Source organism: Vibrio cholerae, assembly GCF_008369605.1.
GTDB lineage: Bacteria > Pseudomonadota > Gammaproteobacteria > Enterobacterales > Vibrionaceae > Vibrio > Vibrio cholerae.
On the sequence record NZ_CP043554.1, the window covers coordinates 961,096 to 979,983 of the forward strand.

The 18,888-nt window shown below is 44.7% G+C and carries 16 protein-coding genes and 1 pseudogene; all 17 read left to right on the forward strand.

The features are described 5' to 3' along the window. The first annotated feature begins 69 nt into the window (after positions 1-69). The gene (lon, locus tag F0316_RS04625; protein WP_001047611.1) at positions 70-2,430 is read left to right on the forward strand and encodes an endopeptidase La; all 2,361 of its coding nucleotides are present in this window, start codon (positions 70-72) and stop codon (positions 2,428-2,430) included. A gap of 183 nt (positions 2,431-2,613) precedes the next feature. After that, complete coding sequence (locus F0316_RS04630; protein ID WP_001044516.1) at positions 2,614-2,886, forward strand: HU family DNA-binding protein; 273 nt, start codon at positions 2,614-2,616, stop codon at positions 2,884-2,886. A gap of 152 nt (positions 2,887-3,038) precedes the next feature. Then, a complete protein-coding gene (ppiD, locus tag F0316_RS04635; RefSeq protein ID WP_148520228.1) occupies positions 3,039-4,898 on the forward strand; it encodes a peptidylprolyl isomerase in 1,860 nt (619 codons plus the stop codon). A gap of 134 nt (positions 4,899-5,032) precedes the next feature. Then, entirely contained in the window at positions 5,033-5,344 is a 312-nt protein-coding gene (locus tag F0316_RS04640; RefSeq protein WP_001166105.1) for a ComEA family DNA-binding protein, read from the forward strand. 182 nt (positions 5,345-5,526) lie between these two features. Beyond that, positions 5,527-6,204 carry a (d)CMP kinase gene (gene cmk / locus F0316_RS04645; RefSeq protein ID WP_000094752.1) on the forward strand — a complete coding sequence of 226 codons (678 nt, stop codon included), beginning with the start codon at positions 5,527-5,529 and terminating at the stop codon, positions 6,202-6,204. Positions 6,205-6,312: 108 nt separating this feature from the next. Next, complete coding sequence (gene rpsA, locus F0316_RS04650) at positions 6,313-7,983, forward strand: 30S ribosomal protein S1 (RefSeq protein ID WP_000140318.1); 1,671 nt, start codon at positions 6,313-6,315, stop codon at positions 7,981-7,983. Positions 7,984-8,149: 166 nt separating this feature from the next. Beyond that, positions 8,150-8,587 carry an IS200/IS605-like element IS1004 family transposase gene (tnpA, locus tag F0316_RS04655; protein WP_142740806.1) on the forward strand — a complete coding sequence of 146 codons (438 nt, stop codon included), beginning with the start codon at positions 8,150-8,152 and terminating at the stop codon, positions 8,585-8,587. A gap of 306 nt (positions 8,588-8,893) precedes the next feature. Then, positions 8,894-9,172, forward strand: a complete 279-nt coding sequence (gene ihfB / locus F0316_RS04660) for an integration host factor subunit beta (protein WP_000167341.1) — start codon at positions 8,894-8,896, stop codon at positions 9,170-9,172. A 138-nt stretch (positions 9,173-9,310) separates the two neighbouring features. Further along, positions 9,311-9,592, forward strand: a complete 282-nt coding sequence (locus F0316_RS04665; protein ID WP_000691492.1) for a LapA family protein — start codon at positions 9,311-9,313, stop codon at positions 9,590-9,592. An 11-nt stretch (positions 9,593-9,603) separates the two neighbouring features. Next, positions 9,604-10,773 carry a lipopolysaccharide assembly protein LapB gene (lapB, locus tag F0316_RS04670; RefSeq protein ID WP_000889971.1) on the forward strand — a complete coding sequence of 390 codons (1,170 nt, stop codon included), beginning with the start codon at positions 9,604-9,606 and terminating at the stop codon, positions 10,771-10,773. 72 nt (positions 10,774-10,845) lie between these two features. After that, complete coding sequence (gene pyrF, locus F0316_RS04675; RefSeq protein WP_000999556.1) at positions 10,846-11,544, forward strand: orotidine-5'-phosphate decarboxylase; 699 nt, start codon at positions 10,846-10,848, stop codon at positions 11,542-11,544. Positions 11,545-11,968: 424 nt separating this feature from the next. Next, positions 11,969-12,991 (forward strand): ABC transporter permease, encoded by a 1,023-nt coding sequence (locus F0316_RS04680; RefSeq protein WP_001908563.1) that lies wholly within the window; start codon positions 11,969-11,971, stop codon positions 12,989-12,991. Then, entirely contained in the window at positions 12,991-14,034 is a 1,044-nt protein-coding gene (locus F0316_RS04685) for an ABC transporter permease (protein ID WP_000628718.1), read from the forward strand. Before F0316_RS04680 ends, F0316_RS04685 begins: the two co-directional genes overlap by 1 nt. 26 nt (positions 14,035-14,060) lie before the next feature. Then, a pseudogene (locus F0316_RS04690) lies at positions 14,061-14,984 on the forward strand (ABC transporter substrate-binding protein); the annotation flags it as partial. Positions 14,985-16,148: 1,164 nt separating this feature from the next. Continuing rightward, entirely contained in the window at positions 16,149-17,006 is an 858-nt protein-coding gene (locus F0316_RS04695; RefSeq protein ID WP_149560246.1) for an ABC transporter ATP-binding protein, read from the forward strand. Between the two features lie 2 nt (positions 17,007-17,008). After that, a complete protein-coding gene (locus F0316_RS04700; protein ID WP_001182758.1) occupies positions 17,009-17,830 on the forward strand; it encodes an ABC transporter ATP-binding protein in 822 nt (273 codons plus the stop codon). Between the two features lie 192 nt (positions 17,831-18,022). Then, positions 18,023-18,883 carry a membrane protein gene (locus F0316_RS04705; RefSeq protein WP_001908559.1) on the forward strand — a complete coding sequence of 287 codons (861 nt, stop codon included), beginning with the start codon at positions 18,023-18,025 and terminating at the stop codon, positions 18,881-18,883. Positions 18,884-18,888: the final 5 nt, after the last annotated feature.

Below are 18,888 nucleotides of genomic sequence, written 5' to 3' on the forward strand. Positions count from 1 at the left end.
CTGTCATTGAATCCAGTTAGTTAGCCCCCATATACTGCGTAACAAATGCAAAGCGGAAGAGAGAAAAATATGAACTTGGAGCGTTCCGAGCGTATCGAGATCCCCGTACTACCCCTGCGCGACGTGGTTGTCTATCCACACATGGTCATTCCTTTGTTTGTTGGCCGAGAAAAATCGATCCAGTGCCTAGAAGCGGCGATGGATAACAACAAGCAAGTGTTATTGGTGGCGCAAAAGAAAGCGGAAACCGATGAGCCGAAAGTCGCCGACTTATTTGAAGTCGGTACCGTCGCAACCATCTTACAGTTGCTGAAATTGCCTGATGGCACAGTGAAAGTACTGGTCGAAGGTCAACAGCGTGCCAAAATCACTCAATTCTATGAAGAAGAGTATTTCTTTGCCGATGCACAATATCTGGTGACACCAGAATTGGATGAGCGTGAGCAAGAAGTGGTGGTTCGCAGTGCGATTAACCAGTTTGAAGGCTTTATCAAACTCAACAAAAAAATCCCGCCTGAGGTACTCACTTCACTGAACGGGATTGATGAGGCCGCACGTTTAGCAGACACGATTGCCGCGCACATGCCGCTGAAATTGGTCGATAAACAGAAAGTGCTTGAACTGCTGGATGTCAGTGAACGTTTAGAATTCTTAATGGGGCAGATGGAGTCTGAAATCGATCTGCTGCAGGTTGAGAAGCGCATCCGCACCCGCGTTAAAAAGCAGATGGAAAAGTCACAGCGCGAGTACTATCTGAATGAACAAATGAAAGCGATTCAAAAAGAATTAGGCGAGATGGATGACGCGCCTGACGAATTTGAAACGCTGAAAAAGAAAATCGAAGAGTCGAAGATGCCGAAAGAGGCACGCGACAAAGCAGAGCAAGAGCTGCACAAGCTGAAAATGATGTCGCCGATGTCAGCAGAAGCAACGGTAGTGCGTAGCTACATCGATTGGATGGTCAATGTTCCGTGGACTAAGCGCAGCAAGGTGAAAAAAGATCTCTCTAAAGCAGAAGAGATCCTCAATGCTGACCACTACGGCTTAGAGCGGGTCAAAGAGCGTATTTTGGAATATCTCGCCGTGCAAAGTCGTATCAATAAGCTTAAAGGTCCAATCCTATGCTTAGTGGGGCCTCCGGGTGTGGGTAAAACCTCGCTGGGTCGCTCGATTGCCGCTGCAACTGGGCGTCAGTATGTGCGTATGGCGCTGGGTGGCGTGCGTGATGAAGCGGAAATTCGTGGTCACCGCCGCACCTACATTGGCTCTATGCCGGGTAAGCTTATTCAAAAGATGGCGAAAGTCGGGGTGAAAAACCCACTTTTCTTGCTCGATGAAATCGACAAGATGTCATCGGATATGCGTGGCGATCCGGCTTCTGCACTGCTAGAGGTGCTTGACCCTGAGCAAAACAATTCGTTTAACGATCACTACCTAGAAGTGGATTATGACCTGTCGGATGTGATGTTCGTTGCAACTTCAAACTCGATGAATATTCCAGGCCCATTACTAGACCGTATGGAAGTGATTCGTTTATCGGGGTACACCGAAGATGAAAAACTCAATATTGCCAAAGACCATCTGGTCAGTAAGCAAGTTGAGCGTAACGGCCTCAAGCCAAGCGAGATCGTGATTGAAGATTCTGCGATTGTCGGCATTATTCGCTATTACACTCGTGAAGCGGGCGTGCGTGGTCTGGAGCGCGAAATCTCAAAGATCTGTCGTAAAGCCGTGAAGAAAATTCTGCTCGATAAAGGCGTGAAAACCGTTGTTGTAAACCAACAAAACTTAAAAGAGTTTTTAGGTGTACAACGCTTTGACTACGGTAAAGCGGAAGAGAGCAACCGTATTGGTCAAGTGAATGGCCTCGCGTGGACGGAAGTGGGCGGTGATTTACTGACCATCGAAACCCAATCGATGCCGGGTAAAGGTAAACTTACCCAAACCGGTTCACTGGGCGATGTGATGCAAGAGTCGATTCAAGCGGCGATGACGGTGGTGCGTTCTCGTGCAGAAAAATTGGGCATCAACCCTGATTTCTATGAGAAAAAAGATATCCATGTCCATGTCCCTGAAGGTGCGACACCTAAAGATGGCCCAAGTGCGGGTATCGCCATGTGTACAGCGCTGGTTTCTAGTTTGACCGGTAACCCAGTGAAAGCGGAAGTTGCCATGACCGGTGAAATCACTCTGCGTGGTGAAGTATTACCGATTGGTGGTTTGAAAGAGAAACTGCTGGCAGCACATCGCGGTGGCATCAAAACGGTGCTGATCCCGAAAGATAATGAGCGTGATTTGGAAGAGATCCCAGATAACGTGATCGCCGATCTGCAAGTACTTCCAGTGCAGTGGATTGACGAGGTGCTCAAAGTTGCCTTGGAGCAAGACCCGACAGGGGTTAGCTTTGAGAGCAAAAAGAGTGATGCATAGCAAAAATAAGTAAATCTTTACGCTGATAGGTCTAAAAAGGCTTGTCAGCGTTTTTTTTGAAGGCTAACGTTACTCTCAATAGCTTGTAGCCCTGATGCAACAAGGCTTTAGGCTAGTTTTAAACTTTAATGGAACGAAATCGGCACCGATAAAATAATAAAGGGTGACCAAAGGGGAATCACAGTGAATAAGACACAACTAGTAGAACAAATTGCAGCGAACGCAGATATCTCTAAAGCCTCTGCAGGTCGCGCTCTTGACGCATTCATCGAAGCAGTGAGCGGTACACTACAATCTGGTGACCAAGTGGCACTGGTTGGTTTTGGTACGTTCAGCGTGCGTACTCGTGCTGCGCGTACAGGCCGTAACCCAAAAACTGGCGAAGAGATCAAAATTGCTGAAGCAAAAGTACCATCATTCAAAGCGGGTAAAGCGCTGAAAGACGCTTGCAACTAATTTGAATGAAGATTTTGCGCTTTTCTGCAAAATAAATTCGAACCTTTTGAAATTATGCGCATCCTACTGATGCGCATTTCTTTTTCTGATATTATCGCGCCATTCATTTTGGGCTTACGTGCCTGATATCAAACCCGGAGAGTAGTAGCACTATGATGGATCGATTACGCGAAGGCGTGAACAGCATCGCGGTTAAAATTATCCTTGGATTAATCATCCTATCTTTCATTTTTGCTGGTGTAGGTAACTACCTGATCAGTGGTGGTAATAACGCAGCCGCCAAAGTGGGGAACGCGGAAATCAGCCGTGGTGACTTTGAGCAAGCATACCAAAACGAACGCAATCGCATGCAATCTCAACTTGGTGATTATTTCTCCAACTTACTGGCCGATCCGACGTATGTCGCCTCTTTCCGTAAGTCAGTATTGGATCGCATGATCAATGATTTGCTATTGGAACAGCATGCTGCTTCATTAGGTCTACGTGTTAGCGATGAACAGGTACGCCAAATGATTCTGGAAATGCCTCAATTCCAATCTCAGGGCACATTTGATCAAGAACTGTATCAAGCTGCTTTGCGTCGAGCAGGCTTTACGCCAGACATGTTTGCGGAATACTTACGTAAAGATTTAGTTCGTAATCAATTGATGAGTGCACTGCAAGGTAGTGAATTCAGTCTGCCAGGTGAAGTAAACCTACAGGATCAATTAATTTCTCAAACGCGAGATATCCGTACCATCACATTATCGTTGGCTGATTTTGCGAAAAAAGTGACGCTCAGCGATGAAGACATTGAACAGTACTACAAAGCAAATACTGAGCGTTTTACTCGTCCTGAGCAGATGAAAGTCTCCTATGTTGAGCTGTCTGCTGATGCGCTGAAAGCACAGATTGTTATTGATGATCAAGCAGCTCAAGAGTATTACCAAGAGCATCTAGATAAATATTCAAGTGCTGAGCAGCGTAAAGTAAGTCATATCCTAATTGAGGGGGATGATGAACAAAAAGCGCAAGCGATTTTGGATGAACTGAATGCTGGTGCTGATTTTGCGACTTTAGCGAAAGAAAAATCGCAAGATCTCGGCAGTGCAGCAGAGGGCGGCTCACTGGGTTGGATTGAACCTGACACTATGGACCCAGCTTTCGAAGCGGCAGCATTTGCATTAACTGAAAAGGGTCAAGTTTCGGGTCTTGTAAAGTCTGATTTCGGTTATCACATCATTCGCTTAGACGACATCAAAGCACCTGTGGTGAAGCCATACAGTGAAGTTGAGCAGGCGATCAAACAAGAACTGATTGATCAGCAAGCCCTTGATAGTTTCTATGCTAAGCAGAGTGAACTTGAAAAGATGGCATTTGAACATTCAGACTCTCTGGATGAAGCGGCCAAGGCTATCTCAGCTACGGTTGTGCACACCGATTTTATCTCTGCCGAACAAGCTCCTGAGGTGTTAACCACTCCTGCGGTACTGCAAGCGCTGAAATCACCAGAAGTGAAAGAAGATGGTCTCAACTCTGAAGTGATTGAAGTAGCTCCAGAGCATGTCGTGGTAGTGCGTGTTGAAGAGTTTCGTCCAGAAACTGTGCTGCCACTTGATGAAGTCAAATCGCAAGTGGTTGAGCAGCTATCTCGTATGAAAGGTGAACAACAAGCACTTGAACTGGGTAACCAGCTTGTGACTGCGTTGAAAGCGGGTGAAACGGATCTGCTAGCGCAAAAAGGTGTGTCTTTTGGCGAATTACAAATGATCGATCGCAGTTCACCTCTTGCCAACACGGTTTACGCCATGGTGAAACCACAAGAGGGCGAGAAGGTTTATGCCCAAGCGAAAGATTTTGACGGCAATATCGTTGTGATTGAGTTGAGCAAAGTGGAAAGTAAACTGACACCGGCTTATCACGAACAGATCGCTACACAGTTAGAACGTATCGGTTCTCAGCAAGATCTGGCGGGTGTGATCAGTGTGTTGCGTCAAAACACCGATATTGAGTATCACATTGCGACAGAATAAGCATTCTTAGTGTAATTGATATGTTTAAAGAAACGGGCTACAGCAGTAGCCCGTTCTATTTATAAACTGTCGAAATTTCCATCATTTTTCCCCTCGCTATCATAAGCCCTCAACAACCAAAATGAGGGTCTATCATGCAAATCAAAACCAAAATAGTGACACTGTTTCTTTCTCTCTGCCTGCCGACATTACCGTTACTGGCCAATGCCGAGGAAACGGCACCCGCTGCGCAGGTAGAAGAAGGTATTGTGATCACTGTCAACATTAATACCGCTTCTGCAGAAGAACTGGCGACGTTACTCAAAGGCATCGGGCTTAAGAAAGCTCAGGCCATTGTCGATTATCGAGAAGCCAACGGTCCTTTTACTCATATCGATGATCTGACGAATGTGAAAGGGATTGGTGAAGCGACAGTGCGCAACAATGCCGCAAGGATCTTGTTATAAGCTGCAATCATGTGTCTCGTAATAACTCGGCTTCGGCCGAGTTAATTTTTTAACTCAGTAGCCTTTTTATGGTTAATCAGGACTCTTACCTAGCACCAGAGAGCCTTTGCACTTATAATTCTTCGCCGAAAACGCGGGCGTGACGATTCCAATCGCCTAAAAACAAAAAAGTGGAGAAATACATGTCTTCTCATACGCCAGTGGTTACCGTTGATGGACCTAGCGGTGCAGGTAAAGGCACATTGTGCATGTTGTTGGCTAAAAAACTCGGTTTTCAGCTATTGGATTCTGGCGCGATTTATCGCGTGTTGGCCTTGGCGGCTCTTCATCATGGCGTTGATCTTGAATCGGAAGATGCTTTGGTTCCTCTTGCTACGCATCTTGATGTGCAGTTCATCGCGGAAGGCGACTTAGTGAAAGTCATCCTCGAAGGTGAAGATGTGTCTCGCGAGCTGCGTAAAGAAGAAACTGGGATGGCTGCGTCAAAAGTCGCGGCATTACCTCGGGTACGTGAAGCGCTGCTGCGCCGTCAACGCGCGTTTGCTAGTGGTATTGGATTGGTTGCAGATGGCCGTGATATGGGCACTGTGGTTTTTCCAGCGGCGGAAGCAAAAATTTTCCTTGATGCCAGTGCGGAAGAAAGAGCCCGTAGACGCTTCAAGCAGTTGCAACTGAAGGGGCTTGATGTTAAATTTGACGCCCTTTTAAGCGAAATTCAGGAAAGAGACGACCGCGACAGAAATCGTGCTGTTGCTCCATTACGTCCTGCTGAAGACGCATTAGTGCTTGATTCAACCACATTGACTATCGATGAAGTGGTGGAACAAGCGCTACAATATATCGAATCTAAGCTAGTGTGAATGGTTCACGCTAGGTAAGAACGTCGGTCGCAAGGATGATGATTGGCGAATTTAATAACCCCACGTGGTAGGACACCCGTGGCCGTTTAATTATTGAAGATTAAATAAATGACTGAATCTTTTGCTCAACTCTTTGAAGAGTTTCTGAACGAGACCCAATTCCAACAAGGTACTATCGTTAAAGGTACTGTAGTAGCAATCGAGAACGGCTACGTTCTGGTTGATGCTGGCCTGAAGTCTGAGTCTGCTATCCCTGCTGAACAATTCAAGAACGCTGCTGGCGAACTAGAAGTTCAAGTTGGTTCTCAAGTAGACGTAGCTCTGGACGCGGTTGAAGATGGTTTCGGCGAAACTCAACTTTCTCGTGAGAAAGCGAAGCGCCATGAAGCTTGGATCGTACTTGAAAAAGCTTACGAAGAAGCTGCAACTGTTATCGGTATCATTAACGGTAAAGTTAAAGGTGGTTTCACTGTTGAACTGAACGGTATCCGTGCGTTCCTGCCAGGTTCTCTGGTTGACGTACGTCCAATCCGTGACACTGCTCACCTAGAAAACAAAGAGCTAGAGTTCAAAGTTATCAAGCTAGACCAGAAGCGTAACAACGTTGTTGTTTCTCGTCGTGCAGTTATCGAATCTGAAAGCAGCGTAGAGCGTGATGAACTGCTTGAAACTCTGCAAGAAGGTACTGAAGTTAAAGGTATCGTTAAGAACCTGACTGACTACGGTGCGTTCGTTGATCTGGGCGGCGTTGACGGTCTGCTACACATCACTGACATGGCTTGGAAGCGCGTTAAGCATCCATCAGAAATCGTTAACGTTGGTGACGAGATCCTAGTTAAAGTACTGAAGTTCGATCGTGATCGTACTCGCGTATCTCTAGGTCTGAAACAGCTAGGCGAAGATCCATGGGTAGCAATCGCTAAGCGTTACCCAGAAGGTCACAAACTGTCTGGCCGTGTAACTAACCTGACTGACTACGGCTGCTTCGTTGAAATCGAAGAAGGCGTTGAAGGTCTAGTACACGTTTCTGAAATGGACTGGACGAACAAGAACATCCACCCATCTAAAGTTGTTAATGTTGGCGACGAAGTTGAGGTTATGGTTCTGGATATCGACGAAGAGCGTCGTCGTATCTCTCTAGGCCTGAAACAGTGTAAAGCTAACCCATGGCAATCATTCGCTGAAGCGCAAGCTAAAGGCGACAAAGTAACTGGTAAGATCAAGTCTATCACTGACTTTGGTATCTTCATCGGTCTAGAAGGCGGTATCGACGGTCTGGTTCACCTGTCTGACATCTCTTGGAACGTACCAGGAGAAGAAGCTGTTCGTGAATTCAAGAAAGGCGACGAAATCTCTGCAGTTGTTCTAGCAGTAGACGCTGAGCGTGAGCGTATTTCTCTGGGCATCAAGCAAATGGAAAACGATCCATTCAACGCTTATGTTTCAGACAACAAGAAAGGTGCTCTGGTTAACGGTACTGTAACTGCAGTTGACGCGAAAGGCGCAACCATCGAGCTAGAAGACGGCGTTGAAGGTTACATCCGCGCTTCTGAAGTATCACGTGACCGTATCGAAGATGCATCACTGATCCTGAACGTTGGTGACAAAGTTGAAGCGAAATTTACTGGTGTTGACCGTAAAAACCGCGTAATCAACCTGTCTATCAAAGCGAAAGATGAAGCTGAAGAGCAAGAAGTAATGGCAACTCTGAACAAGCAAGATGAAGCTGCGTTCGGTAATGCTATGGCTGACGCTTTCAAAGCAGCGAAAGGCGAATAATAGCCAAACGCTAATAGACAAAAGGAGCCGCAAGGCTCCTTTTTTGTTGTCATCCCTAAACCACCGCTTTTAGCGGTGGTTATTGTCCCTAGGGGCTTTTGCCCGAAAATGCGCCCATGTTAGAAGACAAACTCTTATTCACCATAAGTAAGAGGATTCAAATAACATGGGCGACTACAGAAGTTCATCACACGTCTATTGGCGTTGCAAATATCATATCGTTTGGACACCAAAATTTCGTTTTAAGATCTTAAAAGGTAATGTAGCCAAAGAGCTAAATCGTTCGATCTACATTCTTTGTAATATGAAAGATTGTGAAGTTTTGGAACTCAATGTTCAGCCAGAGCATGTCCACTTAGTTGCGATAATTCCGCCCAAAGTATCGATTTCGACGTTGATGGGAGTTTTAAAGGGTAGGAGTGCAATTAGGCTATTCAACAAGTTTCCACATATCAGGAAAAAGTTATGGGGAAATCATTTTTGGGCGCGAGGCTATTTTGTGGATACGGTAGGTGTAAATGAAGAAATCATTAGACGGTATGTACGGCATCAAGACAAAAAAGAGCTTGAGCAAGAGCAGCAGTTAGAGTTATTGAGAGACTAACAGCGTCGTGGCCCCCTTTTAGGGGGCTTATATTAAAACCGCCTTCTAAGAAGGCGGATTTTTATTGGCATCCCTAAACCACCGCTTTTAGCGGTGGTGCTTGTTGTAATCTTATGATCGCCACCTAAGATTAAACATGAGCAGTTGCCAAAAAGCCGCATAACGTTCACTCTTAGAAATAAAACAGTAAACCTAATGTAAGATCTCGCCCAACGTCGAGTTCTTTTTCTACAATGTAAATCAAGTGTTTGTTGGAATTGATATTACTGACTATAATTGAGCAGTAACAACTCGAAGAGGGAAACTATGACTAAGTCCGAACTGATAGAAAGACTCTGTGCCGAACAAACGCACTTGTCTGCGAAAGAGATCGAAGATGCGGTAAAAAATATCCTTGAGCATATGGCCTCTACGTTAGAAGCGGGGGAGCGCATCGAGATTCGTGGTTTCGGTAGCTTTTCCTTACACTATCGTGAGCCGCGTGTTGGGCGTAATCCTAAGACTGGCGATAAGGTTGAGTTGGAAGGTAAGTACGTTCCGCATTTCAAACCAGGCAAGGAACTACGCGAACGCGTTAACTTGTAATCTGAGTAAAGTTTGTTCACACGAGCGGCATGCTAATCCAGCGTGCCGCTTTTTTATATCAGCATGACTATTAGCCGTGGTTTGTCGCGCCGTTTTCCTGCATAATCGGTGTGCCAATTTGTGAAAAGGTAATGACTTATGAAAATTATAAAGATAGTCGCCGTACTCGCTCTTTTCTTAATCGCATTAGCATTAGGCTCGCAAAACCAATCGGTTGTGGTATTTAACTACTTGCTAGCGCAAGGTGAGTTTCATTTATCGACCTTACTGGGTACGGTTTTTATTGTCGGCTTTGCTTGTGCAGCGATTCTTTTCGGTGGCATGCATTTCAAGTCGCAACTGAGAATTCGCAAACTTACCAAACAGTTAAAATTGGCCAATCAGCAATCCGCACCTGAAACGAAAGTACATAGCGGATAAGGCTGTTTTCGATGTTAGAAATACTGTTCCTGTTATTGCCCATCGCTGCCGCCTACGGCTGGTACATGGGGCATCGTAGCGCCCAGCAAGATAAACAGAAACAATCACACCAAATTTCGCGTCAATACGTGACCGGTTTGAACCTCTTACTCTCCGATCAATCGGATAAAGCGGTTGATCACTTTATCGAATTACTGCAAGTCGATAATGAAACCATTGATACCCATCTAGCACTCGGTAACCTTTTCCGGTCTCGTGGCGAAGTGGATCGCGCTATTCGTATTCACCAAAACCTTATCTCTCGCTCTGGGTTGACCATAGACCAGAAAAACTTGGCGCTGCAGCAGTTAGCTAAGGACTATATGGTGTCCGGTTTTCTTGATCGTGCTGAGAAAATATTTGAACAACTGATTGATGAGCCTGAGCATCGTGAATCCGCTCTCCAGCAGCTCACGGCAATTTATCAACAGACTCGTGAGTGGCACAAAGCGATTGAGTGCGCCACCGCTTTGGTTAAGCTTGGGCGCAAACGTATGAAGGTGAACATTGCGCATTTCTACTGCGAGCTGGCCATGCTTGAAAAGGCGGACAGTAACGATAACAAAGCCATCCAACTGTTTAAAAAAGCATTACAAGAAGATCCGAAATGTGTACGTGCAACCATTTCACTCGGTAAACTCTACCTACAAAACGAAGACTATCAGAAGACTATTGACCATCTAGAGATGGTTCTTGAGCAAGATATCGATTTTATCGGTGAAGTGCTCAATACGTTGGCTGAGTGTTACCACCATTTGGGGCGAGAGCAAGATTTGATCACCTTCTTACGTCGCTGTATCGCCAATAAAGCGGGGGTATCGGCCGAATTAATGCTCGCTCAGCTGGTTGCACAGCATGAAGGTATTGCCGCTGCACAAGAGATTTTAACTCGTCAGTTGGTTAAAAATCCTACTATGAAAGGCTTTTACCGGTTGATTGATTACCATATTGCCGAAGCGGAAGAGGGCAGAGCCAAAGCCAGTCTCTCTACGTTACAACGCTTAGTGGGTGAACAGCTTAAAGTAAAACCCCATTACCGTTGCCGTAAATGTGGCTTTTCGACCCATTCACTTTATTGGCATTGCCCATCATGTAAAAACTGGGGTTCAATCAAGCCAATCAGAGGCTTAGATGGTGAGTAATTAAAAATCAACAGTATGACGCAGCTATTTATGGCTGCTTTTTTTTAACTCGATATACAGATAGGAGAAACGATGAACGACCCAAAAGTGATTGTTGCACTGGACTATGACAATCTGGCGGATGCGCTCGCGTTTGTGGACAAAATTGATCCAAGCACATGTCGACTCAAAGTGGGTAAAGAGATGTTTACTCTATTTGGTCCTGATTTTGTCCGTGAGCTGCATAAACGAGGTTTTTCTGTGTTTCTGGATCTGAAATTTCACGATATTCCGAATACCTGTTCAAAAGCGGTGAAAGCTGCCGCTGAGCTTGGGGTTTGGATGGTGAATGTGCACGCGAGTGGTGGCGAGCGAATGATGGCAGCATCGCGTGAGATTCTGGAGCCGTATGGTAAAGATCGCCCACTGCTGATTGGTGTCACTGTATTGACCAGTATGGAATCTGCCGATTTACAAGGTATTGGCATCTTGAGTGCGCCACAAGATCATGTGCTGCGATTAGCAACGCTCACCAAAAATGCTGGTCTTGATGGTGTAGTATGCTCCGCACAAGAGGCATCACTATTGAAGCAACATTTAGGGCGTGAATTCAAACTGGTGACGCCAGGAATTCGTCCAGCGGGTTCAGAGCAAGGCGATCAACGCCGTATTATGACTCCAGCCCAAGCCATTGCCTCTGGTTCAGATTATCTCGTGATCGGTCGCCCTATCACTCAAGCCGCACATCCTGAAGTGGTTCTGGAAGAGATCAACCAAACATTATCTAAGTGACATAAAAATTAAATAATGCGACTAATGTTTTGATATTAGTCGCATTTTTATTAACTGTATAAAAGCTTAATAAATCATACTTATGCATTTTTTATGAATGATGCCCATTTCATTTATTCTGGAAATAATTATAACAATAGTGAATAAATCTTTGTTAAACGTTTACCTAGCTTATCTTGTCATCTGATTGCTGAAATTATAGTCTATTTTTCGAGTAAATATGCAGTTTTATAGATGTTGATTCGGCAAGTTTGTTGCAAATTAGTGTTTGATCTTACCAAGAAATCTTGTATTAAATATGCAGCTAAGGAATGAACTCTCAATCTCCTTAAGCTTGCAGTGAGAACTGTCTACACATTAAGGACCTAACTGGATGTTTATGGTCTTGATAACTTATGTATTACAGCATGGAGTACGCTTGTAAGTGTTATCATATATTTTACGTAGATTGGCTTTAATATTGCCAACCTTCTTAGGCATTACGATCCTAATATTTACCATTACACGTTTTGTACCGGGGGGACCGGTAGAACGAATGTTGGCTAGTATGCAATCCATGTCGGATAGCGCTAATTATTCGACTGTGAATGAAAGTAATGCTTTATCTGATGCTCAAATTGCTCAGCTCAATGCATTTTATGGGCTAGATAAGCCTATTCTTGAGGCCTATTTTGATTGGTTAAGCAAAATAATCGTATTAGATTTTGGTGAGTCAACGCGTTATTACGAACCAGTCAGTGAAATGATTGCAGAGCGTCTACCCATTTCATTGTTTTATGGTGGAATGACTTTCTTTATTAGCTATTTCATTTCTATTCCCCTTGGATATTACAAAGCGATCAAGCATGGCTCAGTATTTGACTCAGCCTCTTCGATTATGATCTTTGTAGGCTATGCATTACCAGGCTATGTCGTGGGGGTTTTTCTTATCACAGTATTCTCGTATCACTTAGAATGGTTTCCGATGGGGGGCTTTGTTGGTGATGAATTCGAAGACTATGAGACTTTCTCTGAGCGATTAAAGGATGTTATGTGGCACGCTATATTGCCGCTTATTTGTTATTTGATTGGTGACTTCGCTACGTTGACCATGACAATGAAAAACAGCCTTATGGAAAACTTATCTGCAGATTATATCCGTACTGCTATCGCTAAAGGTTTACCATTTCATAAAGCGGTAAGAAAGCATGCTTTACAAAATAGTCTAATTCCCGTTGCAAGTCATTTTGGAAACTCCTTGTTGTTTTTTATGACAGGATCATTCCTTATTGAAGTGATATTTAATATTGATGGAATTGGCCTGCTTGGTTATGAATCGATTATGGAGCGTGATTATCCAGTTGTAATGGGAATTGTCGCAATTAACGCTGTGATGTTGATGATTGGAAATATTTTATCTGACTTGTGTGTAGCAGCAACCGATCCACGAGTAAGGTTTGGTGAGTAATGATAACAATCAGCCCATTAACCAGAAAAAAGATTAAAGCATTTAAAGAAATTAAACGTGGCTATTGGTCATTTAGCATTCTTTCTATTTTGCTAGTGCTTTCATTATTTTCAGAATTCTTTATTAACAGCCGTGCTTTAGTGGTGAAATATCAAGGAGAGTGGTATTTCCCTGTTGTGAGTGGTGTGTACTCTGGAACAGAATTCGGCTTGGACTATGCGAGTGAAGCGGACTATCGACAGTTGAAAACGCTGTTTGAAGAAGAGAATAAAGATAATTTTGTTATCTTACCCTTAGTACCGTGGAACCCTTATGAGCAGGATTTTAGTGGTGAGTTTCCGCCGTTAGCTCCTGATATTGAAAAACAGCATTATCTCGGTACTGACGTGATTGGACGTGACGTTTTGGCTCGCTTAGTGTACGGCTTTCGTACAGCAATGGGTTTTGCTTTGTTAACGATGGCCATCTCATATGCGATTGGCACTGTGATCGGCTGTGCGATGGGATTTTTTGGTGGCCGCTTTGATCTATTGACTCAACGAGTGATCGAAGTTTGGTCAATGGTGCCATTTCTCTACGTCATTATGATTTTGGTCTCCATTACTCAGCCTACTTTTGTTTTGTTTGTCGCGATTAACGTCTTGTTTGGCTGGATTGGTATCACTTGGTATATGCGAACCATGACGTACAAAGAAGCGGCTCGTGAGTATGTGACGGCAGCACGAGCGCTCGGTGCATCTACGGCAAGAATTTTATTCCATCATATTTTACCCAATACGATGGTGATGATAGTGACGTTGGCACCGTTTACGATTGCAGCCAACATCACAGCTCTTACCGCACTAGATTATTTAGGGCTAGGACTTATGCCTCCTACCCCAAGTTGGGGCGAATTACTCCAGCAAGGAAAATCGAATCTTGATGCGCCTTGGATTGTAACTTCAGTCGTTACCGCAATTGTCTCTGTACTGGTAATGGTGACGTTTATTGGTGAAGCGATTCGAGCGGCATTTGATCCGAAGAAGTACACACGTTACGTGTGATGGAAAGGAAAATAGGGATATTTAGGATGAAAAAACTCTTTATTGCATCAGCTATTGCTGCCACGAGTACCAGCCTGTATGCGGCTTCGTTGCCGAGTAACTTGCAATGGCAAACTAATTGGGATGAGCCAGTCTTCGCATCAGCAGAGGCGAAACGAGGTGGCACTTACCGCACGCATTTATTGAGTTTCCCACAAACTCTGCGCAGTGTTGGCCCAGACTCAAACTCAGGGCTGAGAGGCTATTTCCTTGATGATGTTCCTGCGTTAGTGGCGAAACATCCGGATACGTTACAGTGGATCCCACAGCTGGCTAATGAATGGGCATTTGCAGGTGACAATAAGACGGTTTATTTCAAACTTAATGCCCAAGCCAAGTGGTCTGATGGTGAGCCAGTTACTGCTGACGACTTTGTTTTTATGCTCAAATTTTATCGTTCACCAGATATTGTTGCGCCTTGGTATAACGAGTATTACACCACTGTGATTGATGATGTGATCAAAATTGATGAGCACACATTCGCAGCAGTGAGTAAGGTCGAGAAAAACCAAGAAGACCTGCTTTATACCTTGGGTTCTTTGGTCCCTCGTCCTGAGCATTTTTATGCCAATCCAAAGAAAGATGAGAACAAAGACGGCATTGATGATGATTTTGTGCGCCGTTATAACTTTGAAGGTGAACCCACCACCAACGCCTATTACCTCGACGAGGTGAAAAAGGGCAAAAGCATCACTTTTAAGCATGTGGGAGATGATTGGTGGGGTTATAGCAACCGCTATTATCAGCACCGTTTTAACGTGGATAAAATTAGGTTGACGATTATTCGTGATGAAGACATTGCACTAAAGCATTTTGAAAAAGGTTCGTTGGACGCTTTCAACATGATTTTGCCTGCGCTTTGGCATGAAAAGGCGAATGGTGAGCTCTACGAGAAAGGCTACATTCGACGCAGATGTTTGGGGCAATACCAGCTGGTCACACAGCGTGCCGAGGTCACTTGCAGAATGTAAACCCAATCCTCATGCAATGGGTGTGCACACCAGATCTCGGAAGTGATGTTAAAACGGTATCGACTTATATTTCGTGGCAATTGCCCCATCGACTGCGTCCCCCAAGCCCGCTTATCTCCACAACCCGCAAGCCCAACCACTGGCGAAGGGAATTGGTACATTTAGGCCTCTATCAAAAACCGCACCACCCCCACCCCCTTCTCAAATGCGCCCTCCCCCTGCCCAACCGAATAAAATCTGCTTCAGTTTTAACCCCCGCCGGCCTGGCACCCATGAATTACTTCGATTCAATTCCCCCGGATACCTCCATTGCTAATTTGCCGCAAGCCAGAGTGGTGGCTGATTACGGTGTGTCCCCCCCGTATTAGGCAGAAGTCAATGCACGCTGCGCCGCCGCGTCTCCCGCCGTTCACGCTAAAGCCCAAGACCAATTACGAAGTCACAACGTTCATAAACCCCACCCATTACACGTGGGTAGTCCCCTCCCCATCTAAGAATTTCAAACTGATCGTCACGATTGACCTTAGCCTTATCATAAACCAGTCAACAATGTTCCAGGCGATAACCCCAGCGGTTTAACACTCCACACACCGTGCGGCTCCCGCCTCTTCCAACAACGGCCAGCCTCCAACCCCTCCCCGGGTCTATCCAGGATTCACCATAATTCGTAATCGTCCGCGCATGCACCTCACCATCCATATCCACAATCTTCGACCTCGCCCGAGAGCTAGAAAAGCTACGCAGCCCCAACCTGCCCAACCAACGCAGTCATGGCTCCTACCATGATGCCCGCACAGCATGATCCGGCCCACATCCCGATGCCTCACACGCTGCTCGAGTCAATCTCCGAAACCTCCCTAGGAGACCGTCTTGCCCACGGCTCACGGGCCAATGCGTATGTAATGCCGTTATGGTAGACACGGAGAAATTTCAAGCGGACGAATTTTGGGAATCTGCGTCACCAGCCAGAGTCGCGCCGGACGCCATCTCCCTCTCAGCCCCGTATTACCCTCAAACTCGGACCAGTTAACGGCTTGTTAACCCAATCCCACCCTACCCCGTCATACCTAACGTGGCATCACGGTTCCCATCCATGCGGTCCGAATCGGCATACCATGGCAGAACCCCTCAATCCCCTGTCAAAAAGCTGATAACGGAGCGGTAAAAATTCTGCATGGAGTGAGCTTTGACGTCAAAAAAGGTCGAACACTTGGTTTAGTGGGTGAATCGGGTTGTGGGAAAAGCGTCACCGCAATGTCAATCATGGGATTATTGCCGAAACCCTATGGCCGAGTGACTGGTGGAGAGATCCTATATCGCGGAAAAGATTTGGTGAAACTACCACCCAAAGAGATGTATGCGATGCGTGGTGATCGTATCTCAATCATTTTTCAGGATCCGATGACAGCGCTTAATCCTGTTCATACCGTGGGTAAACAACTGATGGAAGTTCTGGCCTTACATAGGCCAGAGCTTGGTCGTTCTACTTTGCGTCAACACGCATCAGAGATGCTCGAAAAAGTGCGAATTCCGATGGCAGACAAGCGTTTGGATGAGTATCCGCATAACCTTTCTGGAGGGATGCGACAACGAGTGATGATCGCGATGGCATTAGCATGTAAACCGGAAATATTGATCTGTGATGAACCCACTACGGCATTAGACGTCACGGTACAAGCCTCCATTTTGGATTTGATCCAAGATTTGCAACAAGAAACAGGCATGGCAGTGATCTTTATTACCCATGATTTAGGCGTAGTGGCTGAAGTGTGTGATGAAGTCGTGGTGATGTATGCAGGTAAAGTGGTTGAGCATGCAGACGTTTTTGATCTGTTTGATCGCCCGCAGCACCCATATACCGAAAGATTAATGAGTTTAATGCCCAGTTTAGAGCACACGCCTAAACAGTTGATCCCTATTAAACCGATTGATCCACAGTCATTTCCTGAGTTTAAGGGGTAAGCATGCAGCCGCTACTCAAAATTGAAAATCTGAAACAACACTTTGTTTCTGGTAAGAAGCTTTTTCGGCGTGGGTATATTATCAAAGCGGTCGATGGTGTTTCATTTGCCCTCCAGCCGGGAGAAACACTAGGATTGGTCGGAGAATCTGGGTGTGGGAAAAGTACGTTAGGGCGCACCATACTCAAGCTGTTTGAACCAACAGAAGGACGAATTTTCTTTGAAGGGCAAGATATTACCCAATTCTCAGCGAAAGCTATGCGCTCACTGCGTAAAGAAATGCAAATTGTTTTCCAAGATCCTCTAGAGTCGCTTAACCAACGGCATACCATAGGAATGATTTTGGAAGAGCCGTTTATTATCCATGGGGTCGGTAATGCTCAAGAGCGTAAAAAATGGGTTTTAGAACTGCTTGAAAAGGTAGGGTTGCCAGCCAATTCTATTGAGCGGTATCCCCATGAATTTTCTGGCGGCCAGCGTCAACGAATTGGAATTGCACGAGCGATTGCATTAAAACCCAAACTGTTGATCTGCGATGAATCAGTTTCTGCGCTTGATGTGTCTGTCCAAGCACAAATTATTAATTTGCTATTGACATTACAGCAGGAAATGAATTTGGCGATTATTTTTATATCGCATGATCTATCTGTTGTTAAACAGGTTTCAGATAATATTGCCGTCATGTATTTCGGAAAAATTGTTGAGTATGGCAATGTACTAGAGGTTTATAACAATCCTATGCATGACTATACCAAAAAATTACTTTCAGCTATTCCGATAACACATCCTAGATATAGGAAGAAAAGTGATCTTACTCGGAAATAACATTTAATTGATGTGTAATCAATCTACATTTATTCTCTGCTTGCTACATATGTATAATCTATAAAGATAATAACATTTAAATTTCAAGTATGGGTATTTACCCATGCTTGGGGTGATGTTCAGTATTTAATCTTATTTACTGAGCATCGAAGTTTGTTCAGTTTAAGGCTGAATGTTTTTTGGAAGTAAAATATGCACAACATAAAAAGGTGTAGAGTCAATCCTATTTCATTTTTAGTTGTTAGTCTTTTTTCTGCAACCACAGTGTTTGCAGAAGGAGAAACAACAAATCCAAATAGTGATCTGACTTTAAATGAAGACCAGCCGTGTCTTATTTGTCAGTTGTCTGGTTCTGCCTCTTTGGCTTACGACAGCAACCTTTACGATAAAGATGACTACCGATCCGTCCGTAACTTATCATGGAATGGTACTCTAAATTATCCTGTGTCGGAACAGCTGCGAGCCTTTATTACAGGTGGTGGCTACCGAGTCTTTCAGGATAAAACAGGGACTTATGTGACAGACACTGTAGTTGGTTTAAATTACTCTAATCTCTTCACTTTCGGTGAAACAGGGCGTTTGGGGCTTGGTGGGCAATTGACCATTCCTACCTCAGAAGCTTCTCGTGATACTGAGCTTTATACCGCTTTTCGGCTTTCTGTGCCGGTGAGTTTTAAAATGCTTGGTGGCAATTATTCCGTATCGCCAAGACTTCGGAAAAACTTCTATAAATACCAAACCATGAATGGGCGTGTATTAACAGAATGGGTTTATTCAGTTTCTGCTGATGGTCATTATCAATTTGATAAATTGACATTAGGTGCCTCTTTACTGGGGGGTAATGGTACGAGTTATAAAGGGAATCGTAGCCGAGAATTTAACTATGCGGCTTCAGTTTATAGCAACTATCAAATTTCTGATTCGTGGTTGGCATCATTTACTGTATCTAGCGCAGGTTTTTATAGTGATGCAGAGCGCGGAACATTGGGAAATTTAGACTTATTTGATACAGACAAAGCGAGTTATATCGCACAACTAACCTATTCTTTTTAGGAATT